The organism is Bacillus sp. FSL M8-0350, assembly GCF_038593345.1.
Lineage (GTDB): Bacteria > Bacillota > Bacilli > Bacillales > Bacillaceae > Bacillus > Bacillus safensis.
On sequence record NZ_CP151985.1, the window covers coordinates 2,061,687 to 2,084,343 of the forward strand.

General features: G+C 36.1%; 24 protein-coding genes and 1 pseudogene. All 25 read left to right on the forward strand.

The features are described from left to right. The first annotated feature begins 35 nt into the window (after positions 1–35). Positions 36–1,511 (forward strand): hypothetical protein, encoded by a 1,476-nt coding sequence (locus NSS80_RS10645; protein ID WP_342498489.1) that lies wholly within the window; start codon positions 36–38, stop codon positions 1,509–1,511. A gap of 37 nt (positions 1,512–1,548) precedes the next feature. Then, entirely contained in the window at positions 1,549–2,970 is a 1,422-nt protein-coding gene (locus tag NSS80_RS10650; RefSeq protein ID WP_342498279.1) for a hypothetical protein, read from the forward strand. A gap of 17 nt (positions 2,971–2,987) precedes the next feature. Next, complete coding sequence (locus tag NSS80_RS10655; protein WP_342498280.1) at positions 2,988–3,524, forward strand: hypothetical protein; 537 nt, start codon at positions 2,988–2,990, stop codon at positions 3,522–3,524. A gap of 40 nt (positions 3,525–3,564) precedes the next feature. After that, positions 3,565–4,578 (forward strand): hypothetical protein, encoded by a 1,014-nt coding sequence (locus tag NSS80_RS10660; RefSeq protein WP_024428197.1) that lies wholly within the window; start codon positions 3,565–3,567, stop codon positions 4,576–4,578. Positions 4,579–4,613: 35 nt separating this feature from the next. Continuing rightward, on the forward strand, positions 4,614–5,084 hold the full coding sequence (locus NSS80_RS10665) for a hypothetical protein (RefSeq protein WP_342498281.1): 471 nt from the start codon (positions 4,614–4,616) through the stop codon (positions 5,082–5,084). A 10-nt stretch (positions 5,085–5,094) separates the two neighbouring features. Further along, a complete protein-coding gene (locus NSS80_RS10670; RefSeq protein ID WP_342498282.1) occupies positions 5,095–5,496 on the forward strand; it encodes a hypothetical protein in 402 nt (133 codons plus the stop codon). Next, positions 5,493–5,729 (forward strand): hypothetical protein, encoded by a 237-nt coding sequence (locus NSS80_RS10675; protein ID WP_342498283.1) that lies wholly within the window; start codon positions 5,493–5,495, stop codon positions 5,727–5,729. The genes NSS80_RS10670 and NSS80_RS10675 overlap by 4 nt, the downstream gene beginning before the upstream one ends. Further along, the gene (locus tag NSS80_RS10680) at positions 5,704–6,360 is read left to right on the forward strand and encodes a hypothetical protein (protein ID WP_342498490.1); all 657 of its coding nucleotides are present in this window, start codon (positions 5,704–5,706) and stop codon (positions 6,358–6,360) included. Before NSS80_RS10675 ends, NSS80_RS10680 begins: the two co-directional genes overlap by 26 nt. Continuing rightward, a complete protein-coding gene (locus tag NSS80_RS10685; protein WP_342498284.1) occupies positions 6,357–6,872 on the forward strand; it encodes a hypothetical protein in 516 nt (171 codons plus the stop codon). Before NSS80_RS10680 ends, NSS80_RS10685 begins: the two co-directional genes overlap by 4 nt. Then, positions 6,866–7,594, forward strand: coding sequence for a hypothetical protein (locus NSS80_RS10690; protein ID WP_342498285.1), 729 nt, complete (start codon positions 6,866–6,868; stop codon positions 7,592–7,594). Before NSS80_RS10685 ends, NSS80_RS10690 begins: the two co-directional genes overlap by 7 nt. Before the next feature lie 43 nt (positions 7,595–7,637). Beyond that, complete coding sequence (locus NSS80_RS10695; protein WP_342498286.1) at positions 7,638–8,429, forward strand: hypothetical protein; 792 nt, start codon at positions 7,638–7,640, stop codon at positions 8,427–8,429. A 19-nt stretch (positions 8,430–8,448) separates the two neighbouring features. Continuing rightward, the gene (locus NSS80_RS10700) at positions 8,449–9,024 is read left to right on the forward strand and encodes a hypothetical protein (protein WP_342498287.1); all 576 of its coding nucleotides are present in this window, start codon (positions 8,449–8,451) and stop codon (positions 9,022–9,024) included. Between the two features lie 40 nt (positions 9,025–9,064). After that, positions 9,065–9,430, forward strand: a complete 366-nt coding sequence (locus tag NSS80_RS10705) for a hypothetical protein (RefSeq protein ID WP_051150002.1) — start codon at positions 9,065–9,067, stop codon at positions 9,428–9,430. Then, complete coding sequence (locus NSS80_RS10710; protein WP_342498288.1) at positions 9,430–10,512, forward strand: hypothetical protein; 1,083 nt, start codon at positions 9,430–9,432, stop codon at positions 10,510–10,512. Before NSS80_RS10705 ends, NSS80_RS10710 begins: the two co-directional genes overlap by 1 nt. A 14-nt stretch (positions 10,513–10,526) precedes the next feature. Then, positions 10,527–10,799: a hypothetical protein gene (locus NSS80_RS10715; RefSeq protein WP_073205334.1), complete on the forward strand. Its 273-nt coding sequence runs from the start codon at positions 10,527–10,529 to the stop codon at positions 10,797–10,799. Beyond that, positions 10,800–10,946 (forward strand): XkdX family protein, encoded by a 147-nt coding sequence (locus tag NSS80_RS10720; RefSeq protein WP_342498289.1) that lies wholly within the window; start codon positions 10,800–10,802, stop codon positions 10,944–10,946. A gap of 70 nt (positions 10,947–11,016) precedes the next feature. Next, positions 11,017–11,496 carry a hypothetical protein gene (locus NSS80_RS10725; RefSeq protein ID WP_342498290.1) on the forward strand — a complete coding sequence of 160 codons (480 nt, stop codon included), beginning with the start codon at positions 11,017–11,019 and terminating at the stop codon, positions 11,494–11,496. Continuing rightward, the gene (locus NSS80_RS10730; RefSeq protein ID WP_242730135.1) at positions 11,496–11,918 is read left to right on the forward strand and encodes a hypothetical protein; all 423 of its coding nucleotides are present in this window, start codon (positions 11,496–11,498) and stop codon (positions 11,916–11,918) included. The genes NSS80_RS10725 and NSS80_RS10730 overlap by 1 nt, the downstream gene beginning before the upstream one ends. 19 nt (positions 11,919–11,937) lie before the next feature. After that, positions 11,938–12,939 carry a site-specific integrase gene (locus NSS80_RS10735; RefSeq protein WP_242730133.1) on the forward strand — a complete coding sequence of 334 codons (1,002 nt, stop codon included), beginning with the start codon at positions 11,938–11,940 and terminating at the stop codon, positions 12,937–12,939. Positions 12,940–13,083: 144 nt separating this feature from the next. Continuing rightward, positions 13,084–13,425, forward strand: a complete 342-nt coding sequence (locus tag NSS80_RS10740; protein WP_342498291.1) for a helix-turn-helix transcriptional regulator — start codon at positions 13,084–13,086, stop codon at positions 13,423–13,425. A 190-nt stretch (positions 13,426–13,615) separates the two neighbouring features. Further along, positions 13,616–13,996 (forward strand): hypothetical protein, encoded by a 381-nt coding sequence (locus NSS80_RS10745; protein ID WP_342498292.1) that lies wholly within the window; start codon positions 13,616–13,618, stop codon positions 13,994–13,996. A gap of 76 nt (positions 13,997–14,072) precedes the next feature. After that, positions 14,073–14,699 carry a hypothetical protein gene (locus NSS80_RS10750; RefSeq protein WP_342498293.1) on the forward strand — a complete coding sequence of 209 codons (627 nt, stop codon included), beginning with the start codon at positions 14,073–14,075 and terminating at the stop codon, positions 14,697–14,699. A 47-nt stretch (positions 14,700–14,746) separates the two neighbouring features. Continuing rightward, entirely contained in the window at positions 14,747–16,378 is a 1,632-nt protein-coding gene (locus tag NSS80_RS10755) for a phage tail tape measure protein (protein ID WP_342498294.1), read from the forward strand. Between the two features lie 131 nt (positions 16,379–16,509). Continuing rightward, a pseudogene (locus tag NSS80_RS10760) lies at positions 16,510–21,819 on the forward strand (phage tail tape measure protein); the annotation flags it as partial. A gap of 45 nt (positions 21,820–21,864) precedes the next feature. Continuing rightward, entirely contained in the window at positions 21,865–22,656 is a 792-nt protein-coding gene (locus NSS80_RS10765; protein WP_024428174.1) for a phage tail domain-containing protein, read from the forward strand. Position 22,657: the final 1 nt, after the last annotated feature.

Consider the following 22,657-nt stretch of genomic DNA (forward strand, 5'->3'; position numbering starts at 1 on the left):
AACAAGTTGATATTGAATCTGAAGAATATAAGCAAATGCTGAATGATTTCGAAACGTATACGTCTACTTATGCTACTGGTTTTGTTTCGAACTTGTTTTCAAAAGGGATTATAAATGACGTAACTGCTGAACAATTAAAAAAATATTTTTCTTCACCTGATGAACACCAAGATGACATCGAAGATTTAGCCAACTATTTTTATGTATCCACTGCAGAAATTCATCAACTTTTTGAACTCATTGAAGCTCTACCTATATTAAATTTCAAAATAGATTCCTTTGAAAACCCCGATGCTTCAGAGAGTCATATTAAATCAATAAAAAAAGTATTGCATAAGAATAAACACAAGCGTTTGACTAGGGATTTGATGAAACAAACAGCAGCTGCGGGCACTTTGATTGGAATTTGGTTAGGTGATAAAAAATCCCCTTACCCCTTCATCTTCGATGGATTGAAATACGTGCAGCCTTCTTATCGTAGAAATGGTGAATGGGTATGCACATTAGATATGAGTTTTTTTGACAATATTTCAGATAATGATGCCCACCGCAAAGACCTCATTTCGAATTTCCACCCTTATATTACATATCAAGATTATCAAAATTTCCAAAAAGATACCGTTCGATATAAACATAAAGAGCTTCCTCAAAATAGAACGTTCTGTCTTAGAACTGGAACTCTTAAGAGAAATCAGGGTCTAGGTACATCTTGGGTTGCCCCAGGTCTATATGACGTTCTTCATAAGAAAAAGCTTAAAGATGTTGAACAATCCATTGCAAATAAAATTATTAATGCGGTTGCGGTATTAACAATTGGTACTGATAAAAATAATGGAGATTACAGTAACCAAAAACTTCCTAAGCCTATCAAACAAAAGATTCACTCTGGAGTAAAGCAAGCGCTAGAGAAAAACCAAACTGACGGTGTAACTGTCGTTTCCATCCCAGATTATGCAAGCTTAGACTTTCCTGATGTTAAAACTGATGGTTTGGATGGCAAGAAATTCGATCATATAAACAACGACATTCAATCTGCTTATGGTCTTTCTGGCTCTATGTTAAATGGCGAAGGTGGCAACTATGCAACATCTTCATTGAATTTAGATACCTTTTATAAAAGAATCGGAGTTCTTTTGGAAGATATTGAACAAGAAGTTTATCAGAAATTGTTTAATTTAATTCTGCCGAAGAATCAAAGTGATAATTACTATATTGTATACGACAAAGAGAAACCGCTGACTCTCAAAGAGAAGGTTGACTTATTGATGAAATTAAACGATAAAGGTTGGTCTATTAAACATGTAGTTGACAATATTCCTGGTGTGTCGTGGGAATCATACTTAGATCAAACACTTCACGAAACCGAATCATTACAACTACAAGATAAAATCAAGCCATACCAAACATCATATACATTCTCAGGTAACGATTCAGGAAATATTTCTGATGACAGTTCGACTAATGAAAACACTTTAAAAACAAAATCATCAGACGGGAATAACACTCCATAGCTCTCCCCTTTTTGTCTTTGGAAGGAGGTGAAAATACTTGAAAGACAAACAAAAGAAAATTGATTATAAAATTCAATTGAATGAAATTAAAGTAAACGATGATCCATCAAAGTTATCTTGTACATTTGTCATTTTTGACTTCGAAAAGTCTCATAATAACACTGTAATTTCAAAAGATGTAGCTCTTGAAACAGCTACTACCATTATCAATAAGCCAATTGTAGCAAAATATAATGAGGTTGATTCCATTGGAACTGCAACTGATTCATTCGGGTCTCATGAGTTATACTTAAGCACTGATAAACACGGTGATTTAGAGGTGAAGATGGATACCGCAGCAATCGGTGTTTTCACAAGTGAAGGCTACATCATGGAAATGTTGGGCTCTAATGGAGAAAAGACCGAAGTTCTTGCCGCTGATGCCATTCTATGGAGATCACGTTTTAAAGATGCTTGCGATCTGCTTTTAGAGTGGAACTCTAGAGGAATAAATATCAACACGAGTTGCGAATTATTGTATTCAAATTACACATTTAAAGATGGTATTGAATACCTTGAGTCACCTGTTTACTTGGAGGGTCATGCTATTTTGAACTCTGAAAAGCGTGGAGATCAAGATGTTGTACTATCTGCATATGATTCAAGTAAACTATTAAGTTTCAATGAAAAAAATAAATTCGAAAAGCTTGTTGCTCAAGCGATTATCAATGAAAAAGAAGGTGAAAATGTGAAATTCAAAAAAGTTTTTGAGTTGTCTCATAGTGATATTAGATCACTATTGTATTCTGAGCTAGATCCACAATTAGGAGACAATGTTTACTCATATATTTGTGATGTTTATGAAAATTACTTTGTCGTTAATATCGAAGATTACAACGCAAAGACAGACTTATACTTTAAGTACAATTACACAAAGAATGATGACGTTATCGACATCCAATTCGACTCTAAACAAGAAGTGTTCCTTAAGAGAAATTGGGAAGAGGTTACTCCAGAAGAAGTCACGAATCAGCTTAATGCAAAAGATCAGGAAATTAGTGATTTAACAACTAAGTTGTCTGCTAAGGAAGATATAGAATCTAAATTCAATAGCGCAAGCGAAAAACTAGTGCAGCTCAACCAAACGATTGAAGTGTTAGCCCCTTTTAAAGAGCAATACGAAAAAGTTCAATTCGAAGCTCGCTTAAAAGAAAAAGGTGAACATTTTAAAGCTAAATTTAATGCGTTGAATGCTTCGGAGAAATTTGAAACTGAAGAAGTTCAAAAACTTCTATCAGAAATTGCGAAACAGGATGATGCTTCAGATAATGCTTTATTGCAATTGAATTCTATCTTGGTTGATTTGGTTTCTACTAATATCTCCCCTACCGAGATCCCCCCTCTCAGAGAACAATCCAGTATTCGTAAAGAGTTAATTCCAGAAGATGATTCATTCGAAGCAAGATATTATATTAAATAATTGGAGGCAAAAATTAAATGGCTACTAAATTACAAAAAGCTATTACTGAAGTAGGTAAACATACTACAGGCAATTTAAATTCATTGAAAATTAAAACAGTGGCGCACGGCGCTAAAGTATATGGTTCTGATATTGATAATTTCACATTAGTGGAACTAGGATTCAATTCAGACGGAGATCGTATTGCGAAAAAATTGTCTGATAAGACAAAAAAGTCATATCTGATTGCGACTCCAGAAACTCGTTACATGGGTGAGTCACTAAGAGACTTTTACAATGGTGAAGGTGAACGTGCAAGAATTGTTATTCTTGAGCCCGCTTATACTCGCTTCGATGTTTCGGCATTCACACTTAACACTGGTCAAACTGAAGTTAAACGTGGACAAGTGGCTCATTTCGACATTGCTTCGGATAAATATATTCTGAGTGATGCTGCAGCGCCACATGAAGACTATGAAGACTCTTCAGCTAAATTCCTAGTAGTTAATGGTGAAGATGACCTTAGCTATACGATGGGTCAAAAACTTGTTCGACTTGAAGTAATTGAAGCTTAAATAATTACACACAAAATTTCTCAATAAAAGGAGCATTTTAATGTTTGATAATGTAAAAGTTAGAGGCCTATTCAGCCGTGTTCTAAACAACCAAATGGAGCAAAAGGATGAATCGGATATCGAAGAATGTATTAAAAAAGTTTTTGGTGATGGTACTGTTACTCCTGACCCCTCTTTATTACACCAGTTTAACAACTTGGTTGTAGAACAAGCTGACGCAATTGCTAAACCAAAAGTAACTGAGCTATTAAAACTATTTGCTGAGACTTCACAAGAGAAGCCAGGTAATTTAAAACAACTTAAAATCCCTAAGAAAACTAAGGCTAAAGTCGTTTGGTCAGCCTCAGGATCAGGCGTAGACTTGGTTCGTGTTGAAGGTCGTGAATCGATCACAGCCGTTCCGCAAACTATGTCTGCTGGATTCTATTATGAACCGCTTGATCTTGTAACTGACACAATTGCAGCTTTTAATAATCTTGTAAACGATATTGCAGACGCTAAAGTTCGGCTTTATCTAGACAAAATTCACGAACTAACCGCATCAGCTGTTACCTCTGGTAAAATTCCTGCAAAGAACGTTCAGACAGGTTCTAATCTAACTCTGCAAAAATACAGTGAAGTGGCTTCTGTCCTTCAACGATATGGTGGTCGCCCAGTGTTCATCGCTGACTCACTATTGATTGATTACTTCGCATCTCAACAAGCAACTGATCCGAAGTATGTAAACCTTTTATCCGACAAGATTAAAGAGGAACTTCTTACAGCTTTAAACCCTACCACTATCGGAAGAACTACTGCAGTAAACTTAATCAATCCATTCACTGATGAGACTAATTCGAAAGTTGAACTACCTGTAAATAAAGGTTATATGTTTGCTGGGGGTGTTTCACAAAAACCTTTCTCTGTAGTCGAGTATGGTGGTTTGAAACAAATGACAGAGCAAGATATTGAGGATGAAAGAGTCAAAATGAAAATTACCCAATCTGCATCAATCGTTTTATTGTTTGGTGAAGCTATTGGTATTATCGAAGAACAAGCAGCAGTATCTATTTAATTTACACATTAAGGATTTTTTAGGAGGAATATTAGTTGGCGGAAAAAGTTAAATTAGCACGATATAGAAATACATCTTATTTTGTTGGTTACACAGGTGATGGCGCTCTCAAGCAGTATAATTGGGCAGGAAGTAAAAATGGAAAAGTCGATGTCAAAGAAGTTCCAAGAGAGCTAGTTGATTGGTTAACTATGAGTAGCGTATGTTTTGATAAAGGTGAATTGGTTTTGATTGAGGAAAATGAAGAATCAAAAGAAATTCAAGACTCTATTAATGATGTTGAGACTTATGTTAATAACACTCATACCAAAGAAGAAATTGAAACTCTGATCAAGTCTAGCACTATACCTCAACTCAAGAAAAAACTAGCTGAAATCACTGTAGATGCAGAAAAGCAATTTGTAATTGATGTTGCATCAGAATTCAGTGACGATATCGCTAAAGGTAAACTTACAGTTTTAGCTGACTGGATGGGTGTAGAAGATAGTTCTATCCTTTTTGATTAGGCGGTAATTTATGAATACTACATATGATCAAATTTGGCAATGTTTCTTGGACAACTGCAAAACCTCTGACATAAACCTCCCTTCTGATGATGAAGGTATTTACTCTCAAATCAAGAATGCCTCCCTTCTCTTCAATAATCGATTTAGAGATAATCGCATTATATGTGACAATGATACAGAGACTGTAGATCGTCTTCTAAATGAAGATGATCTACTTATCTTGGGAAACTACATACGTTTGGTGTTTTTGAAAAATGAATTAACCGCTTATTCGAGTACATGGCAACCCTTCTCAAAAGACATCGGCACAACTCATTTATCAGCTCAAATTAAAGCATTGGAATCCCAGGTTGATGAACAGCAAAGAACAATTGACAGAATAATCTTTAATACGGAGGTAGATTTCGTATGAGATTATATGTAAATGATCAATTGTATTCTAGCTGCGTTCCACTTAATGAACACCTTATTAGACTAAGCAAGAAAAACAATTCAGTGCTATTCAAATTGGAAGAATTCCTAGATAAAAAACTGATTGCTGACCCCTCTTTGTCTGAAATCAGAGACATTATTTTGTCAGTAAGTGGCGATATCGCACGTTTGGAAAATTCAATTGTTTGTGGTGATCATGATGAGGGACTTTAAGAATTATCATAAGTTTAATCCTAATCAGAAGATTTCTTTTGATGGTCAGGGTATTTTTGAACGTGGATTAGAAGGGTTTCAAGGTGAAGAGATTTTTGTTGACGGTAGTTCTGTGAAATGTCTGATTCAATCTAAATCAAATGACGGATTATTTAGATACATATTAGCTAAACCTGATGAGGTTAAATTGGGCAGTGTTGTTGAATGGGATTTCGGTAATTGGTTAATTGTAACACAGCCTTATGACAATAAGGTTTACAAAAAAGCAGAAATGCGACTGTGCAATAGTTCAATCAAATTATCTTCAGGTGACATATATGTAGATACAGGTAAAATCAATGAAATCACTGGAAAGACAATTACAAAACTTGTTCCTGGTGAAAGCGTGGAAATTCCTTGTGTGTTTGAGAGAACTGTATCAGTTAACGGCTCTGATCAACCGATCAATCTTCCTGATGGCCAAGCTCATATCACTCTCCCCTACTCCACTAATCCTCAATTAAATATTGGGTTAAAAACACAATTTTATTCAGAAGAGTATATTGTCCACGATATTGATTATTCAAAAGTAATTGATGGCGTGGGTACCATTAAACTCATTGCAAAAAAGAAAGTCAGTGATACCAAATGAGTATGATGGTTCAAGAAATGACTGAGTTGTTTAATAGAGCATGGCAGGATATCGATCTAAATCGTCTTCTCTATTATAAAGACACCCCCCTCTCCCCTGATCTTCCTAATGTCCAAGAGTTGGACAACTATTTCGAACCAACCCCAGATGAGAAAACTTCAATTTTCAAGACAATCTTCAAAAGGGCTGCTAAAACAAACGATTTAACTGATGATAAGCCTATTTGCAGAGTGTGTATTTATTTTGGCATCTCTTCGCCTCTCCCTCCGCATTTAAGTGAGAAAGTTTTAGAGCGAGATTTGCATTTTGATGTATACACTCACATTGACACATTCGAAGAAAACGAATTTAGGAGTCTCAAAATTATTGACAGACTTTCAAAGATATATTTAGGGAAGAATGTTGCTGGTTATGGGAAAATACAATTTGTGAGAGGGCAACCAATCGCTAATCCTCCAAGTGGTTACACTGGATACAAATTGATTTTTAAGATTGGTGGGCAAAAATGGTGACTGCATTTAATCTTGATTATTTAATTACTGGGCAGCCCATTAAAACTCCATATGGTGAGTGTTCTTTTATAAAGATTAAAGATTATCCGCAATTCCAAAGCCATTTAGCCTTGTTCAAAATGTCCAAGAAAGAGATTATCTATAACTATAGCAAGAAAGAAAACAATCAATATGGTGAGTTAGACGATTTAATTGCTGAATTAAAAAAAATGACATTGTTTGAGATAACTGGCGAGCTAGAAAACTTCAAAGAAGCATATGAATCAGTCTTTTCCTATATGTTTGGAAAAAACATCTTAGAGGAAATTTCTGAAGATGGTTTCAACGATATTAGAAATTTGATTCTGAAAATGTGCGTACTTAAAGAAGAGAAAATCAGCTCGAATCCCGAAATACAAAGAGCAAACGAACGAAGTCGAAGGGTTAAACAAGCAGATTCAGGCAACGTTGAACTAGCTGACATTATAGATAGTGTTGCAATCGGTGCGAATACCCCAATTCACATTATTAATGAGGGATCGATGTATCAGTTATACAGGCTGTATTATCGACTGGCTCAATTCAAGAATTACGAAACCACTACTTTGTTTGCAACTGTAAGCCCAGAAGCTGGTAAAAACATTGAAAGCTGGAGTAAGTCTATTGACTTATTTGAGGAAGAAAAACACTACATGAGTAGAGAAAGCTTCTTTAATTCAACTAAAGGTTTCGCACAAGGATGATGCATTGCATCGTCTTTTTTTTATTTTAAGGAGGAATTCATTAATGAAAATGGTAATTCAAGACACAGCCGATGTTTATTTTAAACGTAAATCTGATGGACACACTGTGTTTACAACGGAAGCTCAATTAGCTTCACTTTCTGGAGCTATCTCCGAAGAAAAGCTATACGCTGGAATTGGCAACAAGCCTATCTACATTCTCAAGACTCAAAAAGAACTTACACTCTCTGTTAGGAATGCTTTGTTTGATCTTGAATTCTTGGCGATGTCACAAGGTGAAGGTGTGCAAGAAGATGTGAGTGTTAAACTGTTTGATCGAGAGCACAGTATTAAAGTTTCAGAAGATAATAGTGTTGAATTAAAAGGAAAGCCTCTTGCGGATCACATGGTTACTTTTTACAACAAAAATAATCAGACATATCAAGTCATTTCTAACAGCGATGGAAAATACACGTTGCCAACTGCGTTTGTATCTCCTAAGGAAACTGTTACTGCAGTATTCCATGTTGAAAAAATGGGTAGAAGTATGAATATCAAAGCTTCTCGTTTTTCTGAGAGATATGAAGTTGAATACAGAACAATTGCTTACAATCCAGAGACTGAGCAAGTTTACTCTGATATCATCATTCAGTTCCCTAACGTATCACCTTCAGGAGAATTTGAGTTATCTTTAGAAAACGGACAAGCGTTAACTCCAGAGTTCAAATTTGAAGCACTTGCAGATATGGACACTGATAATATGGCTGTGATTTCTGAAATCCCACGTGAACAACCAGAAAAAGAATCGCCGACTCAGCCGGATGAAGGCGCTAATGATGGCGATCTGGGAGCATAATTAAAGGAGGTATATGTTATTGGGTGACTTTTTAAACCAGTCTAATGGGCGATATACATCATCTAAAGATGACGGGAATGGCAACCCTATCACCTCTGTTGAAGTGAACAACAAGGAGCCAATTGATGTAACTCTATCAAATGAAAAAGTTTCTGTGGAAGTTTCTAACACATCTTCCGTTCCTGTTGTTATTAGGAATACAATTCCAATTAAAACAACCGTTCAAAAAGGTTATAAAGAAGCACTGCTTGCCGAAAATGTAGATATTGCAAGTGGAGAGTCTTCTGTATACGCCCTTGATTTGGTAGATGATTTTGGCTTATTTAATACATACGGAATTTCATTATTATCAACGCATGAAGATGAATTGGGTAAAGTTGATTGTGAAGTTTATGCAATCCCTAAGGCTTCCTCTTTATTTTTCCCTTCTTCCGAAAGTGATAAGAACGTATTATTTAATGAATCTACACTTACAAAAAATTCCCCTCTTTCTAAATCTATTTCTTTTAAATCACCTAAAATTTCAATTGTTGTAAAGGCGAGTGGAACTGTTGATTTAACTGGCTTTACTTTAGCTGTATGGGGTATGGATTAATTTATTTAAGAGGAGGTCTCCCCTCCTCTTTTTAAAAGGAGTGATTATTATAGCAGAAGATACAGCTCCTATTGTCGTAATTCCTGATCGTGCATCATTTGTTTTTCATGAGAAGTCAGCCTCCCCTTCTGACGGTGAGCCATTTGAAGTTAAACATTATCAAAAATTAGCCATCAGCATCACTGGGACATCTACTTCAAGAAAAATTTCGTTTGTGGGATTGACGAATGATGATCAGGAAATTGAATTAGGAGGTACTCAGTTAAGTGATTACCGAATAGCAACTGGAACAGAAGGAATTAACGAGGCTTGGGAATTCCCGATTTCCCCTTTCAAAAAAGTATTTATTAAATTAGAAGATGTGACTGATGGAGATGTCTCTGTGTTTGGGGAGGCTTCGACATAATGCTTGATTCATTAGTAAGAGGGTTGTACAAAAGGCTAGAGAAGCAAATCGCTAACCTCAAAGACCTCTTTTTAACCAGTGAGGATTCCATGAAGCGTGATGTTGAAAGCTTCAAAAGGGACAATGATTCATTTAAGTTGGAAATTAAAAGCGACTTAGAAACTCATAAGCAAAACACTAAAAACCCTCATGCTGTCACAAAAGAGCAAGTTGGTCTTGGTGATGTATTGAACATCGAACAAGCCAGCAAGACGGAGTTTAATAAACATCAAAACGACTCTGCTATCCATGTTGATCAAGATCAAAAAGAACAATGGGATAAAAAAGAAACCATTGAAGGTTCGCAAGAGAAAGCTGATTTGGCTTTAGTAAATTCTAAAGAATATACTGATGAGCACGCACAGAAAACAAACTTACATACTCAGCCAGGTGAGAAAGACAAATGGAACGGTTATGAAAGTTTGATAGACATGTTAGCGACAACTTTGGATGCTGCACAAAAATACAAGTTGACTCAAGATGACGGGAAAGCTCAAAATCTTGCAAACGGAACTGATGTACTGACTCTCCCCCCTGGAATTTACACAGGTCAAAGTTTAACTAATGCTCCTTCTGCATCAGATCCCTTCCTCTTCTTAATCAATTCTAAGGACAACTCCAATAAGACTATCTTGGCAATTTCATTGAAAAATAATGAAACATGGCTTTTCACGAGGCTACAAAATGCAAATTCAACTTGGAACAAGCTCGTATCCTCTAATGATCTTAATGTGGTTTGGGTTAATACTACTTTAGTAGTCGGAACTACAAACCCGCAATATCCACTAAGACACAGATATATTCCTGTTTCTAAAACTTTAGAGATACAGGGAACATTCACCGCTCCGCTCGGTGCAACAATTGCCAAGTTATCTTATTTCCCTGTTCAAAACATTGATTTTACAGGTGTTACTGTAGGTTCTTATGGGCAAGCACGAATGACACTAACCACAACAGGAGACTTAATCTATTCCGGTTTGTTTTCTAAGGATGATAGCAAAGTTGAAAGAGTGTCCTTAAATGAAACTATACCACTATCATAAAGAGGGTCACATCTATGAAAACAATATTTTACTATGATGAAAACTTTATTTACTTAAGACAATCTGATTACTTTGAAGGAGAAGTTTTGCCAGAAATGAGCACAGATATCGCACCTCCCCAATCACTATATTTAGGTAAATTCTATCCAGAAGAAAAGACGTGGAAAGAATCAGCTACTCAAGAATACATGGATTCTTTTAAAGTCGAACCTGAGCCATCTGAAATAAGCATAGTTAAACAACGGGTATCTGATCTTTATTATATTATTGCGATGGGAGGAATTTAATTGGATATTGACTGGTATGAGTTGATTAAAAGTTTTTATGATGAAGGTTCATGGTCTAAAGAAAGAGTATACAATACGGTAGCTGCTGGCCGAATTACGCCTGAACAATACGAACAAATTACTGGGGAGCAGTATACTCCACAATAAAATAAGAATTTTATCTAGACACCTCTCCCCTATTTGAGGTGTTTTTATTTTAATCATAAGGAGAGATATGATGACAACACAAAAATTAACGCTGGATCATATTAAAGAGGGAAATAAAAAGTACGATGAGAAAGTTAAAGTTCAGTTAGATGATAAATTCCATGTTCACATCTACCCCAATTTTGATCCAGTTAAGATTACTCAAATGATCAAAATGGCTCTAGAAGATGTAGTTGAAATTGAGTCGAATAAAAAGTTCAAGCACAAGCTTAATTTCGTTGATCTTCTAAACATTTATACAATCCTAACCTTCAGTGATATCGCTAATATCCCACAAGGAATCACATCGAAAGTTAACTTAATGAGTGAATTGGTTAAGTCCCCATACTATAAAATAATCAACGATTCTTTTCCTAAAGAGAGTTTCGAAAGCATTGATGAGAAATTGCGTTCCATGACAGAAGGAATGATCAAAACTCAAGAGGCACTTACTGATAAAGCGAACGAAGAAATCTTGAAAAAAGTTGAAAAACTAACTGTTGAAGCGTAATGGCTAAGAATCATAAAGAATTAGCCGTTATGCTTGAAAAAGCAGCTTTAAAAGCCTTGCAGACTGGCAGTCATACAAAAGGGCTCTTAGTCAAAACAGGTCAAGAGCAAGTCCAATCTGTTGTGTATGACTCGTACAATCCTGTGGAATACAATCGAACTGGTGAATTAAAGGCGTCATTTGTTGTAGCGAATGAATCAAACGGTATTTCGTTAGATAACACAAGAACAGATGAAGGGCGAGATGTTGCGACTATTGTTGAGACTGGTGAAGGTTATCAATTCCCTGACGAATATGGTTATGGCTATGGTGAGCCTCGTCCTTTTATGAGCAACACTGCTGAAAAGCTCAAACACAGTGGTGAATTAGTGGAAGCTGCTATGAAAGATGTTCGCAAGGCTGGTTACAAGACAATCAAATAGCCTGGCGGTGAATTTAATAATGAGTAAAAATATTGAACAAAACATGCTCCGCAAAAGAGCACAGAAACTGCCCGAAGTAACTGATGAAATGTGGTCTCAAGTTGATCAAGAACACCAAGATTTAGTTACTGAATTTTTAGATGCTAACTCATTTAGAGATAAGACTAGAAAGCAGTATAATTCTACCCTTCGCCAATTTTTCTGGTGGGTGCACACTTCTTTAAATGGCAAGAAACTTTATAAAATAACCAAAAGGGATTTTATAAGATATCAGAGTTTCTTAAAAAATCGTGGTATGTCTTCGAGTGGAATATCATTGAAAAAAGCTTCAGTGTCATCTCTTAATAATTATATTGAGAGTATTGTTGCAGAAGAAGAACAAAACTATAAAGCTTTTAGAAATTTCACACGTGGTCTACCTGCAATTCCTAAGACAGTTACATATGAAAAAGTTAAAGTGACATACGATGATTACAAGCTGATGATGGACACATTAAAAGAAGATGAAAATTACCTCGGTATGGCTTGGTTAGCGACAGCATTCAATGTTGGTGCCAGAAGAGCTGAAATTGTACAGTTTAAAACAGAGATACTTGATTATCCCATCAAGGAAGGCAACCCTTACATTACCGCTCATAAAATAATCGGTAAAGGCAGAGGTGAGGGAAAACAATTGGAATACATGGTTAACTTAGAGGCATTAGAATACATGCGAATATGGAAAGAAAAACGTGGATATGATCATGAATATATCTTTACGACTCAATATGGTGGAGAACCAAAACAGATGTCGGAGTCTTGGGCAGATTATTTTTGCTCGGATGTACTTTCTGATATTCTTGGTAGACGTATCAATCCTCATTTATTCAAGGCATCATGTATTACTTATCTCCTTGAAGTTAAGAAGGTCAAATTGGAATTGGTCAGCAAGAAAATAGCGCATCATGAAGATGTTTCAACAACAATTAAACACTATGACTTAAGAGATTTCGAGGAAGAAAAAAATCAAATTTTTAGTTGAAATCCCTCTTTTATTCAGAATCAAGATCCTTCTTTTGAGGGATTTTGCTTATGGTTAAAAATATCAACACCTTCTCTCTTTTGGTTCTTGATGATAGAATTGATGTATAAAAAAGCACATTTGAAAGTGTTAGGAGTAATTCATATGCTTAGTTTAAGTGAACGACTGAAGTGGTTGAGAAATGCCCACCAACCTAAGTTAACTCAGCAATCTCTTGCAGATGAATTGAATTTAAGCCGAGCGACTTACGCTAGATACGAAACTGGAGATAATGAACCTGATATTGATACTCTTAGAAGGTTAGCTAAATTATATAAAATAAGCATTGAGTATCTAATAACGGGCGAAGAATTCAGTGGGAATGTATCCAAATTTGAAATAGACAATCCGAAAATAGCAAGCCTTTTCAATGATCTTTTAAAAGCTCCTAACCATAAAGTTGAAGAGTTGATTCAGTTTTGGGAATTTATTAAAACCAGAAAATGAAATAGCTTTATCATCCCCACTTACTTAACGAGGGGTTTTTCTATTCCATCATTTAACAACTCTCCCCTTCTGCCGATAATTCTGTTGAGGTGGTAAAGGAATGAATTGTGAAAATTGTATGGGGAAATTCGATAAGGAAACAATGGAAGATGCTTTGTTGAATTGAAACGAGAAGGATTTTATAAAATATTTGAATATACATTTTTCAATTGAAGGTCAATCAGATAGTTTAAGGGAAAAAGTGAATGTTCTAAGATCGCTTGATGAAGTAGTCTTAGAAATAGCTTCAGCAAGAATTGATGGTCTTGAAAAAATCTATGATGATAAACATACTATATTCTTTATTGGAGCTTTGATCGCAGCTGCTACACCTGCAGTAACTGTTGCATTCTTGCCTTTTACTTCAGGAGAAGTGTATCCGAGGATAGCTGCATCCTTGTTTACGCTATGTTCATTAATGTTTTTCAAGAAATATTTAAATAAGGATAAAAATGTCCTAGCCGTACTTATATCATTTAGAAAATTGCTGATGCAAGCACTTGCTAAAAAGAACGATGTTGCTGATGGTTAATCCTCTCCCCTGCCCTGTTCCTCTAGGTTGGGTATCATGGTATACTATAGGAAAAATATACTGGTGGTGGGAATGAGTGGGTTGGTGGATAACTATTGTAGTTTTACTCATTGTCAGTTGGTTTTTAATCAAACTTGACATTTTTGCTGATAAAGAAAAAATTAAAGAAGATAACATAAGAAAAAAATTTCTAAGTCATGGTATTAAATCTGATGTGTCATGTATAGATCAAGATTTCAGAAGGAAAATTGTCCTCGATGAACCAAATAGTCAATTTGTTATTTATGAAATGTTTGATGAAAATCGAATAGATGAATACAATGTTCCTTTTGCAAAAATAATTAAATCTGAAATATTTTTTGATGATAATGCTGTGACTAAAGTATCTAGGGGTGGGCAAGTTTCAGGTGCTTTAGTTGGAGGGCTTGTTGGAGGAGGAGTAGGTGCTATCATTGGAGGTCTATCTTCCAGTACTACTCAGACAAAGACTTTCAAAAGCATTGATTTGAAGCTAACAGTGGAAGACTTTAAAAATCCCATATTCAAATTTCCTTTCTTGCCTACTAAAAATGAAATTGGATTTGATCTAGTCAATGGTCTCAAAGCTGAAGATCCAAAGGTTAAACTCGCCCTAGAGAATGCTGAAAAATGGCAAGGTATACTTGAGGTTGCAATAAGAAAAGCAAGTAAAGTCGCTCAATAATTGAGGGGCTTTTTTATTTTGTTATTTGAAAGGATGTGAGCAATTAATTGAGCGAACAACTAAAAATATTTGTTACTCCAGTAGCAGATACCTCTCCACAGACCACTGCTGATCTAAACAAGCAAATAAAACAAATTCAATCTAAGCTAAATGCCCTCGAATTAAAAACAAACATTGACAACAACACCCTAAAGACTCTAAAAGAGTTCACTTCTACATTTGATAAATATCAGTCGGATTTAAAAAATTACAACGACACTGTCAAAGAAACTACAAAAATCACCCAACACCTTAATGGCAATGTTACAAAGGTAACTCAGGAACATAAGCGTAATGGAGAGATTATACAAAGAACAACTGAGAAAATTAAGGAACAAACGAGCGAAACCAATAAATTGGCAAGTGCTCAACAAAAACTCGGTCAAGTTTTTAAAAGTATTGAGAGAATGAATGCTCAAGGTAAGGTTACAGGTTCTACTCAGAAAAATCGTAATGGTTACAAAGATTATACATATAATCTTGATGAAAAAGGAAACGTGAAAAACTCTACTGTTTCCACTAACTTCGATAAAAAAAGAAAAGATATTGATGCGTTAAACGCCTCTCTTCAGAGACTTCGTGAGCAAGGTATTCTATCTAATACTACCCTCTCCTCTCTCGGCCGTAAAATCAACCTTGCTCAATCTTCAGCTCAAATTGACTCTCTCAAACAAAAAATTCGCACATTGGATGACAAGTCGTCTGCTGTAGCAAAAAACAATGAGTTAAAACAAACCATTGCACTATATCAACGCCAAGCTCAACTTAATGCAAATAATTTAACTAGCAAATATGGCAATAACTTGAGTAATCAAAGCAAGGCGCAAATTCAAGAATACCTTCTTGCTGTGACTCAACTCACCTCTAAAACCCCTGCATTATCTTCAAAGATTAAAGACCTCAATATGCAGTTTAGAGAGCTTTCAGCCTCTATTCAAAACTCAACTCAAAGAGCAACATCATTTGGTCAACAATTAGGCGATGCTTTTAGTCGTATTCCAGCATATTTGCTCTCAGGTTCTATATTTTATGGAGCTATTACAGCTCTAAAAAATATAACTCAGCAAGCTGTTGAAATCGACACTCTAATGACAAATATCCGAAGAGTCATGGATTTGCCAGATTACAAATTCAATGAACTCCTTCAAACTTCTTTAGATTTAAGTAACGATTTATCAAACAAAGTTTCAGATGTACTTGAAATCACGGGAAGCTTTGGACGTATGGGATTTCAGGCAGATGAGTTAACTGATTTAACCAAAACTGCACAAGTATTGCAGAATATTTCTGATTTAACTGCAACTGATACAGTAAATTCACTTACTGCTGCTATGCTCAACTTCAATATTTCCGCAAAAGACTCTATCCAAATTGCTGATAAATTGAATGAAGTTGACAATAATTTTAGTATAAGCACACTCGACATGGCTAATTCGATAAGAAAAGCTGGAAGTACCGCAGCAACTTTTGGTGTTGAATTAAATGACTTAATCGGCTATACAGCAGCCATCGGAAGCACCACACGAGAAAGCGGAAATATAGTCGGTAAACGAATTGCTGACTTTAAATCTCTTCTGATTGACTTGGAACTCCTAACGTATAGACGAGGACAACAAGGGGCAAGCGTAATGGCAGCCTGAACGACTGAGCGAAGAGACACTTTTTGTGAAGCGACAGTCTGAACTTCTATGGAAACATAGAGAGTGTGGTTGAAGTGCCACACCGCCATTTATTAATGGTCAGTAACCTTTAAGGTGAAGTAACAGAATCGAACTCGTTAAAAACCATATTCGCAAGAATAGGCAATAACAGAAGCTCCATTAAAGCCTTAGATCAAATAGGAATTTCTGTACAAACAGCAGCTGGTGAAGCAAAAACATCCAGTGAGCTTATTGGAGAAGTTGCGGAAAAATGGGATAGCTTATCAGATGCCCAAAAGCAAAACACTTCAATAGGTGTAGCAGGTATTTACCAACTATCCAGATTTAACGCCCTCTTAAATAACTATTCTATCTATCAAGATGCGGCCAATACAGCTGCAAACTCTATGGGCTCTGCATGGAAAGAGCAAGAAAAGTATGCAGACAGTTTACAAGCAAGAATAAATAGACTTCAAAATACGGTAACTGAATTTGCTGTTGCAGCAAGTGATGCATTCATCTCAGATGGACTTATCGCTTCTACTGAAGCTCTCGGGAATTTCATGGGATTGACCACTGGTTTAGTTAAAAATATCGGCTTCCTTGCTCCTGCTTTCGCAACAGCTACAGTGGCTACTATACTGTTTTCTAATGCTTTAAGAACAACGGCTATGCAAAGTGGCGCTCAAATCATTAACACACTTAAAGCGCTCCCTCTCACATTGCAAACATACTCTACTGGTGCAGGAATAGCGACAACCACAAACAGAGTTCTTTCCCTTTCCTTTGCCACTTTAGGAAAAGCAGCAAAATCTGCTGGATTGTTTTTAGCTGGAGCTGCATTACCTATTGCGGGTTTCGCTGCATTGGGATTTGTTGTTGAGAAATTAGTTAGCGCTTATTCTGATGCAAAAAAAGCTCAAGAGGATTTCGAAACTGCACAAAGCACCTCTATTGAAGCTTGGACTACCAATAAAGAAGCAACTCAAGGATTAATTGATAAGTATAAAGAACTCCGTAAAGCTAAAGAAGACAATCAGCTAACGCCAGAAAAAGAACAAGAATACTTATCAGTTTCTCAACAGTTGGCGGCAACGTTCCCTAACCTAGTTGAAGGATATGATGCTCAAGGAAATGCCATCATCAAGAATAACGAGGCCTTAAAAGAGGCAATCAAATATACTGAAGAGATGGCAAACTTCAATAAACGTGATTTAAAAGATAATGCAACTTACAACTTTGAAGATCAAATTAAAAAGCTAAAAGATTTGAACAAAGAAATGGAAGCTAATAGAACTTTAGCTGATAACTACAAAGAAGGTTCAAGTTGGATTACTAGAATCTTCGAAAACCCCTTTGCTAATGATGATGATTATATAAAAGAAGGATACAAATACGAACGTGAAGCCTTGCGTGCGAAACAATCCATTGTTAGTGCAAATGCTGAAATTCAGGCTTCGGTATTAGATGTAATCAGTGCATTTAATTCCATTGATATTAACCCAAACATCAAACAATCAATCACCGATATATTAAACACAATGGACTTCAGCAAGTTAAGTCCTGAACAGCTTAAGAGCTTTTCGCAGCAAGTAGCTGTCATTATGGACTCGCTCCAAAAGTCACTAAACAATGGCAACGGCTCGGAATTTGATAAACAAACAGACTCACTAAAATCTCTTATTACTGAGTTTTCAGATGGGAAAGTGAAAGTCGATAACTTGAACCTCTCCTACTCTACTCTTAAGGATTCGTTAGATCAGGCTAAAAATTCTGGCGATTCAGCGAAAGTCACCTGGAATGAAAATGGTGAAGGTGTAGATGAGTTAGGTGAATCGGTTGGAAATCTATCCGATAAGCTCAAAGAAGTTAAAGGTGATATTGAAGCTACGACAGGTGTATTAGATCAATTACTGCAATCTGGCCAAGCTACAGCAGCAATGGAAGCTTTACAAGGTGATGTATACGATGATTTAGCTGATCAGGTATCCCCTCTCAATGGATTACTGGAAAAAATGGCTGAAGGCAAGTCAATCTCGGCTTCAGAAGCGATGAAGCTTATTCAAAAGGAAAAAGATTTAGCGGGTGCGATTTCAGTTGAAAACGGCATTGTGAAAATAAATCGTGATGCAGTAATAAAGCTGCGAAACGCAAAGGTTAAAGCATATGCAGATATGCAAACATCCGTAAAGCAAGAACTATTGAATCAAGCTAATGCATTAAGTAAAAAAATCGGATATTACAAGTCTGAAATTACAGCCATTAAAACTGTTCAAGATGCTCTTAGAAAGAAAGCGGAGTTAGAAAAACTCAAAGAAGATTCTTTGAAAATGACCAATGGCAAGCAAGATCAACTCGCTATCGAACAATTTAAAGCAGCTCAAAGAGATCTTGGTGAATTATCAGGTATCACTGATCAACTAGAAGAATTAGATAAGCTGTCAGACTTAACTCAAGCATCTCTAAATGAAACAGGAACGTCTTTTGAAACAATGTCGGATTCAGCTGACAAGGCTTCAAAATCAACGAAAGATTCAATCTATGTTGCAGACAAATATAAAGAAGCATTAGAGCGAGTCAATAAGCAGATTGAGGAACAAAACAGAAAAACTAACGACTATCCTAAATGGTCACAGAAATATCGTGATTCAATTAAGAAGGAAATCAAGGCGTTAGAAAGAAAAGAAAAACTTCTTAAGAGTCAGATTAAGCTACTTAAAGAACAAATTAAATCTGGATACATTGCTCAAACGGGCATAGTTGATTCTTCTTCATCCTACTCCCCTTCTAGCTCTTCATATTCTGCTTCAGGTGGTTCTTACTCAGGGAAATACTCAAACATTATTAATCAAGCTGCATCGAAATACAATGTTCCAGCTGCGTTAATTGCTGCGGTTATTAAGCAAGAATCTAACTTCAACCCTAATGCTCGTTCATCGGTTGGAGCGAGTGGTTTAATGCAACTTATGCCAGCAACGGCCAGAGGTCTTGGAGTTAAGAATTCTAGGGATCCTTATCAAAACGTAATGGGCGGTACCAAGTATCTTAAGCAAATGCTTGATAAGTTTGGATCGATTGAAAAAGCATTAGCTGCATACAATGCGGGGCCTGGCAATGTAACCAAGTATGGTGGCATTCCTCCATTTAAAGAAACACAAAATTACGTTAAGAAAGTAAACAACTACTTTAAACAAATGGGCGGTTCACTATCCTCTAGTGGTGGATCGGCTGCTGGTTACTATGACTCAATGAGAAGAACATCTCATTTCGGTCAGCAAGAAAAAGGTTTACGCTCTGCTCCTCATAAAGGTTTAGATTTAGCTGCTAAATCTGGTACTCCTATCAAGTCTCTAAAATCAGGTAAAGTCCTTACTGCAGCATACTCTAAATCTGCTGGTTATTGGGTAGTTGTTCAACAAGATGACGGCACCGTAGCAAAGTATATGCATATGCAAAAAGGTCTCAATGTTAAGGCTGGCCAAAAGGTTCAAGCTGGTCAAACTCTCGGCAAGATGGGAAGCACTGGTCGTTCTACTGGCACTCATCTTCATATGCAGATTGAAAAAAACGGTAAAGCGATTGATCCAGAAGCATATATGCAACAAATCGGCTCAGATTTGTCTAGCTCTGAAGCTGAACGTCAACAAGCTATTTCACAAGCTAAATCAGATTTATTGGGACTTGAAGGTGACCTATCTTCTGTTAAAGACCAGATTCAAGACCTACAATATGAAATCGTTCAGTCAAAACTTGATGAATTTGAAAAACGCAAGTCTGATTTAGAGTTGAAAGTTGCTCAAAACCAATCTAAAGCCAGTCGCTATCTCAACGATAGTGCTCAGTTTAGAAAATATACAAATGAGCAACGTAAAGCAGTTGAAGCGCAACAAAAGATTCAGCAACAAAAAGTTAGTTGGATCAATAAAGAATTAAAACAAAACAAACAGTTAAACTCTGCTCAACGTGATCAATTACGTGAAGAATTAAAACAAGCTAAGCTGGATCTTATTAGTATTAAAGATCAGGTTTATGAATTACAGGCTACCATTGTTCAATCTAAAACTGATCAAATTCTTAACAATATTGACAAATCAGTTAAAAAGACTGAATCAAAGCTAAAAAATGTTGATATTAAGATTCAGACGACCGAAGACGACAATCAGAAGGTTAAATACTATAGTCAGCAAATCAAGCTGATTCAACAGCAACAAAAAGAAGCTGCTAAATACATAACACAGCTTGAAAAACAGAAAAAAGCAGCTAAGGGATTCCCTGAAATCCAAAAGCAAATATCGGACGAAATCGCTTCTTGGAAAGATAAGCAAAAGGATTTCAACCTAGAGCTATATCAAACCAAGAAAAGCATCAAAGATATTTATAAGTCGCTTGCTGATGAAGTTGTCTCCATTTATAAAGAGATGTACGAAAAGATGCGCGATATTGAGCTTGAAGCTCATCGTAAAGCTACTCAAGATATCATTGATGGCATTGACAAGGAAGACGATGAAGCTAAGTTCCAAAAAGATTTAAAAGATCGTCAGGAAAGCATTCAAAAGCTTCTAGATCAGATAAATCAATACGCATTAGATGATTCAGAGTTTGGTAAGTCAAAGGTTAAAGAGCTTACCGAACAGATGCAAAAAGAACAGCTTGATTTAGATCAATTTCTGAAAGATCGGGAAAACTCAAAGCGTAAAGAAGCGCTACAAGATCAACTTGAAAAAGATGAGAAATCAATCAACACAAAATATGATGATCTTGTAAACGATGAGCGTGGGTTCAAGGATTTAGAAGGAAAATTGATGAACGGTAAGATTAGTGATATCAATAAACAGCTTTCTGAGTTCACTAAATTCATCAATTCAAATATGGAGTCAATCGGCAAGTCTATCTCTAACAATTTGATCGATAAGCTTAAAGAGGCTTCAAATGCTCTTGGTGTTGTCGTTAAGGGAAATACAACAGGTAAAAAGGTAGCCGCTTTTGACACTGGTGGTTACACTGGTACTGGCTTAGGTAGTGGTAAATTAGCTGTACTCCATGATAAAGAGCTAGTTCTTAACAAGACTGACACTGAATATATGCTTAAAGCTGTCGAAACTGTTAGAGACATCAGTCAAAATGATGTGCCATTTACCCCGAAATGGGGTTCTGGACAAAAACTGAGCTCCGCTTTAACTAGTGTGCCAACTGAAGCAGTTAAATTAGCAGGAGCGAATATTGTGAAAAGCGCTGCGTCAGCTATTAGCATTATTCCTAGTGCGATCACAAAACTTACAAAAGCTCCTCAGTCTACAGTTATGTCTTCTGTGTCGAATGATCAGGGCGATGTTTACAATCTAACCTTGCAGATTGATAAAATGGTTGGTGATGAGAATGGCGCAAACAGTGTAATGGAAAACATCAGAAGAGGATTAAAGCAAATGAAAGGTAAGGTATAAGAGTCTGAAATCAGGCTCTTTTCCTTTTAACTAAGGAGATTTTAAATGATAAAAGAAAGCCAATATTTTTTATTTAATCATATAAGATCTATTGATATGGGTGTTGTTAATGTTAATACTGATGGTGGCCTACAAGAAGAGAACTTTTTAGCGGGAAAGACAATTAACGAAACGTTTCTTAAAGATAGACCTGATCCTATTGTTGATAGTATTGTTTATGAACCTTTTGAGATGCCTTTGAACTTTTATGTTGATCAGAACATTCGTGAAGGATTTTATAAAAATAGAAATCTAACGCAAAAGAAACTAAGAGAAATTGCAAGATGGCTAAGTGTGTCTGACTACTCTCCCCTCTCCTTCAGCTCGAATTTAGATATCGTTTACTACGCAATTCCATTGAATGCTATGGACTTAGTACATAACTGTTCTGAAGACGGTTATATAAGATTGACTATGAAAGTCCTCCCTTTTAAATTCAGCACAAAAATCTCAACACCTTGGATAAACCCTTCAAATAAAGTTGACAACATTATCACTTTTGACAATAAGGGAGACTTAGATGTCCCTCTCTCAATGGAGATTCAAAAAATAGGTGATGGGAATTTAAAAATCACGAATCTTAGTATGTATCGAACTCCTTTCACAATTGATAATTTAAAAGATAAAGAAGTACTACAAATAGACTCGGTAAAAGAGCTAATGGAATCTAGTGTGACGGGCTACGAATGTTACGAGCAATCAAACGAAAGCTATGTGATTCTTGGTGAAGGTCAAAATAGAATCAAAATTGAGGGTTCTTGCTTGATAAGATTTAGCTATCGATTCAAATATTATTAAG